This window comes from Mucilaginibacter sp. OK098 (assembly GCF_900142915.1).
Classification (GTDB): domain Bacteria; phylum Bacteroidota; class Bacteroidia; order Sphingobacteriales; family Sphingobacteriaceae; genus Mucilaginibacter.
In genome coordinates this window covers 250,837-263,474 of record NZ_FRCM01000001.1, presented here as the reverse complement: position 1 = coordinate 263,474, position 12,638 = coordinate 250,837, and the positions used below count along the sequence as shown (strand labels likewise).

Sequence of the window (12,638 nt, the reverse complement as noted above, 5' to 3'; positions counted from 1 at the left end):
TACATTACTACCTCAAACCCACATTTCCTATTAATTAACAAATCACCACTGTGAATTAAGCGTATCAGCAAAAAAAATTCTTTTTTTTCATTAAAGCCCTGTGTTAAAGAAACAGGGCTTTATGCCTGGGTCCCGCTTGTGATCAATACGTATTGTTTTATACATAACATATTTATAATCAGATATTTACAATATAATATATATATTTACCTTCGTAATATATCGCCTATACTATTTATTGCAGCAGCCTAAACATCGGCTAATGATACCTATTTACAGATCGTTTTCAATTGACTAAAGATTAACCAATAACTAATAACTGATTATTAACCTTTAATTATTACTTTATGAAAACAAAATTAAACGCTTACCTGCTCACCAGCGTATTGGCTGCATTGTTTGCCTTATCATCCTGCCGTAAGGAAAACAAACTCGATTATGCCCCTGCTTCTGCCGACCTGTCTTCAAAAAACAAACAAAGCTCACTTGCTGTAACAGCGGCAACATTTAAGGTGGTTGGCTATTTACCCAGTTGGGAAGGCGATGTAAACGCCATTCAGTATAGCAAGCTAACGCACATTAACTATGCATTTTTAACTCCAACTACCAGTGGGGGATTAAATCCGCTCGACAACCTGTCTAAATTCACCAGCCTGGTAACTACCGCTCATAACAACAATGTTAAGGTAATGATCTCCGTTGGAGGTGGCGGAGGCGGCGACGCTTTTCATACCATTGTAGCCAGCGCAAGTTTACGCACGGCCTTTGTGAATAACATGGTTGGCTTTGTGAACCAGTATAATGCAGACGGTGTTGATGTTGACTGGGAATTCCCATCGGCAGGCACCGAAGCCAGTAATTTTTTATTGATGATGCAGCAGCTGGCTACTGCTATGCATAACGGGGGCAAGCTTTGTACCATCGCTGTAATTTCAACGGGCGCCACTTATATTACAAGCGGCATGTTTACCGCGCTTGATTGGCTTAACATAATGGATTATGATGATAATAACTTCCAACATTCTACCTACCAATCAGCGGTTGATTGCCTGAACTACTGGAGCGGCCGCGGCTTACCGCTCGAAAAGACCATTTTAGGTGTGCCGTTTTACGGGCGCGATAACAGGTATGATTATTTAACCGTTAATTATAACGTAATTCTATCACAAGGAGGCAGTCCTAATTCAGATACTTTTCAAACTATTGGCTATAATGGCATTCCTACTATAACCAGCAAAACCAACCTGGCTTTTAACAATGGAATTGGCGGCATGATGTTATGGGAGTTAGCAGGCGATGCTACCGGTGCAAATTCGCTGCTATCTGCCATTAACCAGGTGGTAGTTGCCCATGCCGGTGGCGGCGGGACTACAAACCCTCCTATTGGGCAAACCATCACCCTAAAGGGATTTAACAGCAAATACGTAAGTGGTGAAAATGGCACACAGGCTATGACCTGTACCCGTGTCACAGCATCGGCATGGGAAACGTTTACCGTTGTTGATGCCGGCGGTGGTAAAATTGCACTGCGCAGCATGGGTAAATACGTGTCATCAGAAAATGGCACACAAGCCATCACCTGTAACCGTACCTCCTTTAGCGACTGGGAAAAATTTGACTGGGTACCAACAACCGACGGAAAAGTTACCCTAAGAGGCAACAATGGAAAATTCATTTCGAGCGAGAATGGCACACAGCCTATGACCTGTACCCGCACTACCGCATCGGGATGGGAAGCTTTTGGAATAAATCAATAGTTTAACCAATATTATCCTCTACCTATAAAGGCTGGTGTAAAAATTTACACCAGCCTTTTTTAAAGCACTGTTTTTTATGGGACTCCAGGTTATTTAAAATCCAAGTCCCCGATATAAACGGTACCGTTCGATTCTTTTTTCATTTGTAATACAATAATTTCCTTTTTCTCCTGCGGGGTACCGTAGTGAGTAAATAGCTCAGCCATAATGGTGGTAGGACCGGCAATGGTAGCTTGCCTGTCGCCATAATAGTTGATCTCAATTTTATAGGTACCTTTTATGGCATTTTTTAATAAAAATTGCTCCGGGCCAAAACCTTGTGTCATATCATGCGAAATGCGCCCGCCAATTTCTGTACGATTATGGCTGTAAAAACATTTTTCATTATTAGGGTCAGTTACCCACAAATCAATATCGGTATTATTCATATTCCAGTCCATTACAATCCGGATATCTACCGGTAAGGGTTTGATAACTGCTTTAGGGATCAGCGAAAGATTAAGCTTTCCTTTATTTAAGGCGATGATCCTGTTTATTTCGGGCAGAAAGACCTCCTGGATCCCGTTATAAAGATTATCAGCTTCAGCAGTGTAGCTTTTTGTCATGGCAGCATAAAGTACGTCCAGCGCTTTCTGATGCTCACCTGCATCTTCCAAAGCCAGTCCGTAATCACGATAACTTTGCGGATCTAAAGGGCGCAGTTCGGTTACTTTTTTAAAGGCAAATACCTCTCCGTCAAAATCCCCCAATTGCTTCAGTTTATAACCCAGCATTTTGTAAAGCTCATAACTGCCTAAATCCAATTCAGCTAAATTGCTTAAGATTCGCAGGCCCAATTCTTTGTTGCCGGTTTTTATAAAATAGTCGGCTACATCAAAATAATAAACAGGATTACTACTAAATGCATTTCTTAACTCTAAATATTTTTGATACCGGTTAGCCTTAACAGTATTTTGGAGCGATTTCAAATAATCGGTAACAACAGATTTATAGGTAATATTAATAGCTTCATCTTTTTCTGTGTCATTAATAACAGTGTCAGCAGAAGTTTTCTTTGCTTTTTTAGTTGTTATTACAATTGCGCCATTTCCGGCACGAGAGCCATATATTGAAGCCGCAGCTGCACCCTGCAATACGATTACCGATTCAATATCATTTGGATTAACGTCAGACTTATCAGCAGAGATCGTCCCATCAATAATATATATTGCTTGCTGGCCATTCCCTACACCAGAGGCACCACGAATACGTACTTCGTTGTTCATACCAGGAGCTGCTGCAGATTGCGACATTACCTGTACCCCAGCTACTTTTCCTGCCAGGGCAGTGTTTATATTGGGTTCGCGCACTGCGTTCAGGTCGGGAGCCACAACCATTTGGTCGGCATTTGAGCTGGAATTCATTGTTATTGTTTGTACCGAACCAGTAACAGATGTTTTTCTTTGTGTTCCGTAACCTACCACCACCACTTCATTTAAATTATTAGCAGAAGCTTGTAAAGTAATGGTGCCCACTGAATTACCTCTTACAGTAACCTCTTTCGTCCGGAAACCAATAAAAGATATTGTCAATACATTACCGGGCCTTAAATTAAGGGAAAACTCTCCGTTTGAATTGGTTTGGGTTCCTTCCTGAGTGCCTTTGATTCGTATAGTAACACCGGGCAAGGGCTGTCTGTCATCGCTACTGATAATCTTCCCGGTAAATTGTGAATGGCCCGACCCTGTTTCTTGAATAGTTCTAACAGGCCGCGCAGGTGGGTTTACCGGCGCTTTTTTTGCCTCAACTATTTTTGGTTGAATATCTCTACTCCACCATTGGCTTAGCTCCTTTTCCATATTTTCCGCAACGCTAACGTTTTCTCTTTGTGGCGGAGAGTTGTTAGCACCCCTTTGTTTCATAATTGCATTATATTCCGCCTGCAATTCAGCGGGTGGTTCAATACCATATTGGATATAATCGTTTATTGTTTCTAAAACAATAAGGGAAGTGTTACGGGTAACAATGCCAAACCGCTTTCCCAACGATTCAATGTCCTGCCTGTTGGCGTTGTAATTGATGTCCAGTTCACTGATCTTTTTCTGTGCCCAAAGTTTGGCTACATCAACATCTTCAACTGCGTTTTTTGACAGATCGAGCGTAACCACTTTTTCGTAGGTTACATTATCACCATAGCCATATTGTAAAATAATTGTTTGATTAGGATTGCGTGTGATGCCTGCTATTGAGAATACATGGCTTACAGCGACAGGCAAAGAAGGATAATTTTCTTCGACTGAACTACCTGCCTTTATTCCTAAAAAACGCAATGGTTGGGTTGTTAAACTTTTTAGCGCCTTGTCATTGTCATCCCTGGTTAAATCTATAAGCTCGCCATGTGTTTTGAGGGCGATCAGTTTCAGGTTACTATAATCTGCCGAAGCTGATGAATTAATGCAATAAACAGGCTTATTAATCAATTTCAATGACCTTTCACCAAAAGTTTGATGTCCGTCGCTCATTAATAAAAACTCATCCACCGGGTATTGAGATAAATTGATCTTCCCAAAATCAGTAGCGCCATCGTATGTGATATGCTCCAGGTCGTTTTTAAGCTCCGGCCAATTACCATTGTTTATGGTATAAACCTTAGTATTTATAATGGCGTTGCTAAAGGCTACTAAAGTAATTTCGGCATTATTTATCTTTTTTAAATAAGCATCCAACAGGGCAAATTCCTTTTTGCTATCCCGGTTTGCACCGCTTAATGATGCATCCCACAACAAACCGATCCGGTGCGGAACAGGTTTATTTATAGCTTGGGCCTGTAAAGTAGTGTTGATAAAATAATAATACTTGTTGCCTTGCGCCTGGATCATTACTTCGTTAGCGTCAAGTGGTTTAGGGATCGAAAACGACAAAGAATGATCAGGAGTATAATTACTTTTTTCAATAGAAGCAGAATAAGTATTTTGATGGTTATCAAACTGCAGGTTATCGCCATTTGAGTTATCTGTAACCGGCGCTGCCACACTTTGAATTACAGATGCGTTAAGCGAAAATTTCTCTACCGTATCTTTTACATTCAGCGGTAAGGTAAATTTAAGGTTTCCGTTATCTGCCAAAGGGATCTCTTCCTCATAGCCAATAATTACCGTGCGGGTACTGTGCGGGTTAATCGGATAGATGCGGGTGCGAAAAGTGTTACCTTCTACTTTTTCCAGCAAACCCGGATCAATTCTCCTGCGTTCAACTGCTTCAAAAACAACGGTGCCCTTTCCCCTGTCAACAGGAACCGCTTCGCGCATTTTGCCGTTAATATCCAATGCATAACGGCTTACACTTACACCATCTTTAAGCGGGAACATCAGTGTACCTTCTAAAATCCGGGAAGTAGAATTATAGAACGTCATTTGCCAGGTAGTACGGCTGATGTTACCGTAAATGGCAACATCAATTTTTAGCTGCTGGAGCTTTACCCCGTTATTGCTTTTCCCATCTACAGTAAGTTGCGGGGTTTGGGCGCAGGCGATCGATATTTGTAATACTAAAAGTACAGTTACCGATAAAAGGAAGGAGTTTAGTCTTTTCATGGTTTGCTTATTTTCCTAACAGATGCAAGGATTAAAGACATTCCATAAATGATTTAAAAAAAAATATTTTCCGCTGAGTTTTTCTAAAAACGCACGAGGGAGGCGCAAAGTTCTGCGTCTCCCTCGTGCAAATCAGGCATATTTGCGCTGTAAAAGTTGATCTGGCTATTTTTTCAGAGTGACCTTGCCTAACCTGTCTGTCATCATTTCGGTAAACCACAGATTGCCTTCATAATCTTTTCTTATCCGGTGCATCATCACCATCCTGCTCGGAACAACGTGTGTGGTAAATGGCACGCCTGTAACAGCTACACCACAAGCCTGCCTGATTGATTTATCAAACTTTACAATATAATCATTGCCCTCTGGCTTTGGGTTATTGAAGTCTACATACACCTGCACCCACAGGTTCATTTCATCATCAAAGCATAAAGAGGCCAGGATATCATTTTTTTGAATAGCCGGAACCGGGTATTCGCTGATGTTACCATGGGCATCTATTTTCCCTATCTTAACGCCAGCCTCCTGGGTAAACCACATACAATTTTCTACCGGGTCATTTATTACAGCAATGGGCCGGCTGCCTGTAGTTGGGATAGCATATTCTTTTACCTTACCATCAGGTGAGATGTTAAGAATACAATTACCCAATAGTTCTGTACCCCACATCCCGCTGCCATTTCCGGCATTCAGGAATATTGGTAACGAAGCCAGCGTGTCCAGTTGAAAGTGCGTAACCTTACCATCCGGCGAAATTTTTCCTATGGTGCTGGTACGTTTCCCGGTAAACCAAATGGTTTCACCATCGGCATCAAGACTAATGCCATGCGGGGCGGTATTAACGGGATGGGTATGATCACTGCCGGTATAGATCTTCACGTCAATACTTTGAACAACGTTCCCGCTTTCATCAAGCCGTACTACGTGGCCGGAAAATTCAAGTGATACCCAAAGATGTCCTTTTTTATCAATCAGCAGTCCATGCGGTCCGCTTTTATCAGGCATATTATAATACACCAGTAATTCACCAGCGTAATTAAATTTAGCCACCTTGTGCATGTTTTGGCCGGTAACAAAAATAAATTCTTTATTAATTACCAGTTCATGTGTTGACCCCGGCTTTTCGCCCTTACTGAGCGGCCAGTCTAAACTAAACTCTGTAATATTAGCATTTGTTGAGGATCCGGTTGTTGTAACCGGCATTCCGGGCATATTCATGTCCATTTTTATGTGATTTAGGTTTTAGGCGAGTGTTTATTCAGCCTGTGATTAATGATTTAAAACAATGCAATTTAGGTAAAATATATACTTATATAAACGATTTTGTCTTAAAATTTCTTCTCAGATCTTAAAGAAAACAAAGTATCTTTTTACTTTTTATGGTATTGCTCCAACAAACACCGGTTGAGGCTCACGGCAAATTAAAAGCCTCATTGAACATTTGAGTAAAACACAACAGAAAAAATTGGTAGCTTTAATTGCACAGATAAAAGAATTGCTGCCAAAAAATAAAATAAATGTCGACTGTCAATATTAAAAGAGCTGATACAGTAAAGGATTTTTAACAAGGAAAAGCATTGTTTGAAGAATATGCAGGTTCACTAAATTTCGATTTGGGATACCAGGACTTTAAAAAAGAATTAAGCACGATTGCCCAACAATACAAAGAACCGGATGGAGCTTTGCTTTTGTGTTTTTTTGATAATGAAAATGCAATAGGCTGTGCTGGCGTTCGTAAATTTGCTGAAGGAATAGCAGAACTTAAACGGCTTTACGTAAAGCCCGGTTACAGAAGCCTGAAAATAGGAAAACGACTATTGGAATCGGCAATTGATACAGCAAAACAGTTGAATTATAAATCCATCAGGCTGGACACCGTACCGGGACAAACAAAGGCACAGGAACTATATCATTACTTAGGGTTTTATGAAATAGAACCTTACAGGTATAGTCCGATAGCAGGAACCATTTATTTTGAGAAAATATTGGGGGAAGAGGCCTAGCAAATAGAGGATCTTGCAACTAGCGATACTATACAATTATCTAGTTATTGCCTTTTTACATTTAATTAAAAAAAAATGGCTGACTCTCATTAACAGCCACTTAATACACATGAGATTGTCTAACTACATGAATCACTCACCCGATTTTTACTACTGTATATCTATCGTTAAAATAAGGATAACTTTTAGCTTTTAAAAGCGCATTATGTTTTATATGAGTAATGAAATCCATTTTGAACTTACTCTAATAATAGCGGATGAATTAATTATTGTTTCTATCATACTTTGATACCAATTATTTTCAAGAGCTTGAGCCTCTTACAATAAGATCACAAAAAAGCACAGTAGTAATGAAGATTACCATGCTTTTTATGAAATTATTATGTTGCTGATTTCCGGATAAATTGAACCATTGATCATCTGATTCTGCTCCGTTGATCATAACATTCCGAAACACTTTAACCAAGCTTAGTTTCTGTGCTTCAAAATGTGTATTTTATACTATTGAATGAACCTGTAGCCCGGAATGGCCAAACCTACTGGAATATCTAATATTTATTTAATAAATAAAATACTATTATTACTGTAACAGCAACCACTAATTGAACTTCCAAGTAAGATGCATTACCCGTTGATTACTAATAAAATACCGTAAAAACACCCTTTTATTTAAATATTATTTATTTAAATTTATTCCACCAAATCTTATTGTATATGTTCCCGACATTGTTCCATACTTCGTTCATCAACTTATTATTAAATCGATGATATAATGAGAAGTTTGACCAGCCTTTTCCTGTTGCTATTTCTAACGATACAAGGTTTCGGGCAAACTACAACAGGTCATTTTTATGCTGCTAACAATATGCAATATGGTTTTAGTATTAAAGCCTCTTTATTGTTCGATACCCAGAAGCATAAAAGGAACCCATATTTCAGACTCGGCGCCGATGTTGGTGTTGGATCAACCTTTATAGACAGCTGGCTGTACGAATCAGCGAACGTTGAGTTTCAACTATATAATTTTGGTTTGGGTACGCGGAGTAATGACGATCAACTCTATCCAGCCAACTTTGAAATATTACCCGCATTAACATTGACCGCAGGTTGGCCTAACCGTTTACATGGTATACAGGACCCTAACCGATATGTCAATTTATATTACTTCTCAAATTATGCAAGGCCTGCCCTCCAAAACCCATTCGATCATTCCATTTCTGTTGGTACTGTTGTATCCCTGGTTACTGATCCTGAAAAGAAAATACAACGTATTGGTTTTATTGATCTGAACATTGCCGGGGGCTTTCAGTTCGCTTATTACAACGACGGCTCAGTTCCATTTAAACAGCTCGCGTTGGGCGATGCCTTTGACCGGTACCAAACAGGCGGCGGGATGCTGATTTACAACGGGCCGAGAAATACCTTAATAAATGAAGTTGAGCTTGCCTATCATAAATACACAGGCTACTCGCAAAGTACCTTCGAGGCTTCCAATAAATTGTATGTAGCTTTTATGGATTATTTTGATAAGGACCAACGGCAATTTAACCGCAGCTTGTTTGATTTAAGCCTGGGGAATCCATTTCGCGGCTATGGGCTTCAAATTCAGCAATATAATTCTGTGAGGTTAGATTTACAACACGATATTCATACTGAAGTATTGGATACTTATCATATGGTGCCTTATACCCCGGCATATTATACCATTGGTTTAACTTATTATGGTTTAATACAACAAACGGGACTGAAATGAAAAAAAAATTGATCATCATTGCGTTGCTTAGCTGGCTGTTTCTTTTCAATGGCTGTAGCCAGTTTGCCTATAAAACGCTTCCTACGCCAGCCAGCGTCCCAACCAACTGGAAACCAATCAGGCTGGATAGCTCCTATGATTTTTATTACCGCGCGATAACTTCGGAGGATAAACCTATTGAAGGAACAGATAAAGTCCAAAAAGTATTAGGGTTACATGATGACAAAACCTCGATGAATCCTGGGGTAGTAGGAACAGGCGCCCAAAACAAAAAAATTATAGAGATCGAATATTTGTGGATTTCGCAAACTGAAAAAACGGTAGTATATATATCAACAGTTGCTGACCGGTATCAGAACCGGTACAGTGATCTTTCGCGCTTTGCCGGGCTTGATCATCCCAATGGCGCCGATTTCAGGGTGTTTTTAATTGGTAGCGTAGATGATTCAGATCCAAATCAGTTTATATTTTATGCTGACGACGGCATCCATACCGATAATTGGACTGTGGATAAAAGTGGCGACCAGCTTACTCTGCTCCGCGTGGCAGAAAAACGCTATGCTTCCTATGAGAATGTGTATGAGATAAATGATGCGCTGTATAACGGTATGACTTTTCATAAACAAAACGACTGGCATATTATTTTTATGGAAAAGGACGCGCAGAATAAAGCAAATCAAGAAAGTATAAATAATAATACGTTTTATTATGTGCAGGATGGAACGAAGTTTCAGCTCTTTATCCCTTTTACAACAAACACACTTTTTTTTAAAGATAAGTATGTAATCTACCGGGCAGACCGAAAAGCTAAATAATTAGATGTATACAAAAAATGAACAATAAACTGAATTTATAAATAATCAAAACCAACCTGTCATGATTTACTTTTTTCTGCTCCTTATTTTTAGCGCACTGGTCATCATCATCGGGAAAAAATCATCGATGTTACGTACCGAAATTTTTAACATTGCTAACTTTCAGCAATTAACAATCACAAAAGGCATCAAAAAACCGAGGCCGGCCTACAGTCTTGGGCGGACTCAACTCGCTTTTTGGACTGTTATCATCGTAAGCTCGTTTATTTATACCATCTTCCCGGGGTTACTAAAAGGCGCTATTTCTGTGCCAGATATTGACCCTGTCAATTTACTGTTATTGGGAATAGCCGGGGGTACAACTGCTGTTGCAAAAGTGATTGATACCAGCCAGCAAAATAACCAGGGCGATGCGGTTCCCCAGCAGGATATCCCCTCAAAAGGCTTTTTTATGGATATCATTTCAGATGAAAAGGGTGTAAGCATTCACCGTTTACAAAACGTGATATGGATAATAGTTGTCGGATTTATTTATATAGCGTCAGTTCATCAAAAGCAAATTTTGCCTGATCATTCCGTTATCAATAACCAGCTGCTAGGCCTTATGGGTATAAGCGCAAGCGCTTACCTGGGCCTGAAAACATCTGAAAACAAAAATGCCCCGGTAACTCCATCCAGTGTTAATGCAGGCGCAACGGTAAATGGCATTACGTCCAATATTTCAGCCGACACAAAATCCCTGTTAGCCCAGGATAAACAAGGCTCTTTATAAACTACTATTAAGTTTTACTTTAAACCTAATCAACCAAAACCATCATGAATATTCATTTTAAACCAATTTATTTCCGTAAGCCAGTGGTAGCATTTTTGTTGGTTATCACATTACTTACAAGCAGCTGCGTTACTTTTCGGGTCCAAACTCATAAACAGGAAGGTACCGAATATCAAAGTCATCCCATCAATGTTTATTTATGGGGAATTCTTCAAAGCCCGAAGGCAGTAACCACACCGATATGTGATTCGCTGGGGTCTCCCGGAATGTCGGAAGTTTATTTAAGAAGGAATTTTGGCCAATATCTTATAGGTGTCGTAACACTCGGCATCTGGAGCCCTGCCAAATTATATTGGAAATGCAGCAAACCTTGCCCTAAAACCGGAAAAATGTAATGCTATGAAAATTATTAAAACAAATCAAACGAGCTGGCAAAACCGGCATCAGACGTTTACAGAAGATATTAAAAACCTTTATGAATTAGGGGATGAACCAGATATGGACGCGCTTAGTGGTTATAATGACGCCACAAAAGGTTTTTTAAATATGATCAGCGAAGCCATCGCTACGCAAACTCCCTTACGCTCACTCGGCGCCGGTTGGTCATGGACGAAGATTGCAACAGTAAATAACGGAATTATGCTGGACACTAAACCGCTTAATACCCGTTTCGATGTTACCCAAAATAGTGTGGCAGCCGGCTATGGAGGCGATCCAAATTACCTGCTTTTTGCACAAAGCGGGATGAGTATCCAGGAGATCGGCGATTATTTGAAAGATAAAAACCAATCGTTAAAAGCATCCGGAGCCAGTAACGGACAAACAATAGCCGGCGCTATTGGTACAGGTATCCATGGTTCGGCGTTTGATTTTGGCGCAGTTCAGGAATGCGTTGTTGGTATACATTTAATTGTTGGCCCTAACCGGCACGTATACCTGGAGCGAAAAACGGCGCCGGTGGTTTCAGCCGCGTTTATAAGTAATATACAGGCTGAGTTTATTCAGGACGATGATCTTTTTAACGCTGCATTGGTAAGTTTTGGCAGTTTTGGAGTTGTACATGGCGTGATGATAGAAACAGAAAAGATCTTTTTGCTGGAAACATACATGACGCGTATGCCTTATGACGATTCTTTAAAAAACATCATGCAAACGCTTGATTTTACTAACGCCAATTTGCCATGCGGCACTGAGAGGCCCTATCACTTTGCGGTTTTATTGAATCCTTATGATATGGACAAGGGGGCTTACGTAACTACAATGTATAAGCGGGACTATAACAATACCTATTCGCCGCCAGTTGACAACGAAGCCGGCATTGGGCCGGGTGATGACGCCCCGGCTTTTATTGGTTTACTAACAGAATCGATACCCGCGTTGGTGCCTGTACTGGTGAACAAAGTTCTTGGCGCAAGCCTATCGTTGAGTAAAGTTGATTCGCAAAACAATCCCATCCCACAATTTGGCACCATGGGCGAAATTTTTAACAATACCACGTTAAGAGGCAGGCTCCTGAGCGCTGCAGTGGGCTTTTCTATCGCCAATGTGAACCAGGTTATTCAGCTGATGATGAGTACAAATTCCAGCATTGGTCCATTTCCCGGCCTCTTTTCTTTCAGGTTTGTTAAAAAGACACAGGCTACAATGGGGTTCACTCGTTTTGATCAAACTTGTGTAATGGAGCTCGACGCATGTTATTCCAGCAGCGTTTATAATTTCTATACACAGGTTTGGAAAATGTTGGAAGACAACGATATTCCATTCACCTTTCATTGGGGAAAGGTAAATGAACTGTACCCAGCCCGAATAAATAATATGTATGGAGCAGCTGTAACATCATGGCAAGCAGCACGTAACCAATTGCTTGACCCCAACACTATTAAAGTATTCACCAATCCAATTCTGCAGCAATGGGGTCTAGCTTAGTTCGAAAATGTGTTTGTATCCTTGTTGTTTGCTGCATTTC

At 40.3% G+C, this 12,638-nt stretch carries 9 protein-coding genes; 7 read left to right on the top strand and 2 right to left on the bottom strand.

The features are described from left to right. Positions 1-347: 347 nt before the first annotated feature. A complete protein-coding gene (locus BUE31_RS01005) occupies positions 348-1,757 on the top strand; it encodes a glycosyl hydrolase family 18 protein (protein ID WP_073399407.1) in 1,410 nt (469 codons plus the stop codon). 89 nt (positions 1,758-1,846) lie between these two features. Here the strand turns inward: BUE31_RS01005 and BUE31_RS01000 are convergent, their stop codons facing one another. Together BUE31_RS01000 and BUE31_RS00995 are read right to left on the bottom strand one after the other, a co-directional pair. Then, positions 1,847-5,329, bottom strand: coding sequence for a VIT domain-containing protein (locus BUE31_RS01000; RefSeq protein ID WP_073399405.1), 3,483 nt, complete (start codon positions 5,327-5,329; stop codon positions 1,847-1,849). Between the two features lie 165 nt (positions 5,330-5,494). After that, entirely contained in the window at positions 5,495-6,553 is a 1,059-nt protein-coding gene (locus BUE31_RS00995; RefSeq protein ID WP_073399403.1) for a Vgb family protein, read from the bottom strand. A 353-nt stretch (positions 6,554-6,906) separates the two neighbouring features. On the opposite strand from BUE31_RS00995, the gene BUE31_RS00990 reads away from it, so the two are divergent. The 6 genes from BUE31_RS00990 to BUE31_RS00965 all read left to right on the top strand — a co-directional run bounded on the left by BUE31_RS00990 (position 6,907) and on the right by BUE31_RS00965 (position 12,598). Continuing rightward, positions 6,907-7,332: a GNAT family N-acetyltransferase gene (locus BUE31_RS00990; protein WP_073399401.1), complete on the top strand. Its 426-nt coding sequence runs from the start codon at positions 6,907-6,909 to the stop codon at positions 7,330-7,332. Between the two features lie 772 nt (positions 7,333-8,104). Further along, positions 8,105-9,085, top strand: a complete 981-nt coding sequence (locus tag BUE31_RS00985; protein WP_073399400.1) for a hypothetical protein — start codon at positions 8,105-8,107, stop codon at positions 9,083-9,085. Next, complete coding sequence (locus BUE31_RS00980) at positions 9,082-9,900, top strand: hypothetical protein (protein WP_073399398.1); 819 nt, start codon at positions 9,082-9,084, stop codon at positions 9,898-9,900. Before BUE31_RS00985 ends, BUE31_RS00980 begins: the two co-directional genes overlap by 4 nt. 61 nt (positions 9,901-9,961) lie before the next feature. Next, entirely contained in the window at positions 9,962-10,672 is a 711-nt protein-coding gene (locus tag BUE31_RS00975; RefSeq protein WP_073399396.1) for a hypothetical protein, read from the top strand. A gap of 44 nt (positions 10,673-10,716) precedes the next feature. Continuing rightward, positions 10,717-11,067: a Bor/Iss family lipoprotein gene (locus BUE31_RS31635; protein WP_073399394.1), complete on the top strand. Its 351-nt coding sequence runs from the start codon at positions 10,717-10,719 to the stop codon at positions 11,065-11,067. A gap of 4 nt (positions 11,068-11,071) precedes the next feature. Next, positions 11,072-12,598, top strand: a complete 1,527-nt coding sequence (locus BUE31_RS00965; protein WP_073399392.1) for an FAD-binding protein — start codon at positions 11,072-11,074, stop codon at positions 12,596-12,598. Positions 12,599-12,638: the final 40 nt, after the last annotated feature.

What these genes read in the sequence shown, in the direction of transcription:
- BUE31_RS01005 (WP_073399407.1), top strand. Translation starts at nt 348, where the DNA reads ATGAAAACAAAATTAAACGCTTACCTGCTCACCAGCGTATTGGCTGCA.
- BUE31_RS01000 (WP_073399405.1), bottom strand. Translation starts at nt 5,329, where the DNA reads ATGAAAAGACTAAACTCCTTCCTTTTATCGGTAACTGTACTTTTAGTA.
- BUE31_RS00995 (WP_073399403.1), bottom strand. Translation starts at nt 6,553, where the DNA reads ATGGACATGAATATGCCCGGAATGCCGGTTACAACAACCGGATCCTCA.
- BUE31_RS00985 (WP_073399400.1), top strand. Translation starts at nt 8,105, where the DNA reads ATGAGAAGTTTGACCAGCCTTTTCCTGTTGCTATTTCTAACGATACAA.
- BUE31_RS00980 (WP_073399398.1), top strand. Translation starts at nt 9,082, where the DNA reads ATGAAAAAAAAATTGATCATCATTGCGTTGCTTAGCTGGCTGTTTCTT.
- BUE31_RS00975 (WP_073399396.1), top strand. Translation starts at nt 9,962, where the DNA reads ATGATTTACTTTTTTCTGCTCCTTATTTTTAGCGCACTGGTCATCATC.
- BUE31_RS31635 (WP_073399394.1), top strand. Translation starts at nt 10,717, where the DNA reads ATGAATATTCATTTTAAACCAATTTATTTCCGTAAGCCAGTGGTAGCA.
- BUE31_RS00965 (WP_073399392.1), top strand. Translation starts at nt 11,072, where the DNA reads ATGAAAATTATTAAAACAAATCAAACGAGCTGGCAAAACCGGCATCAG.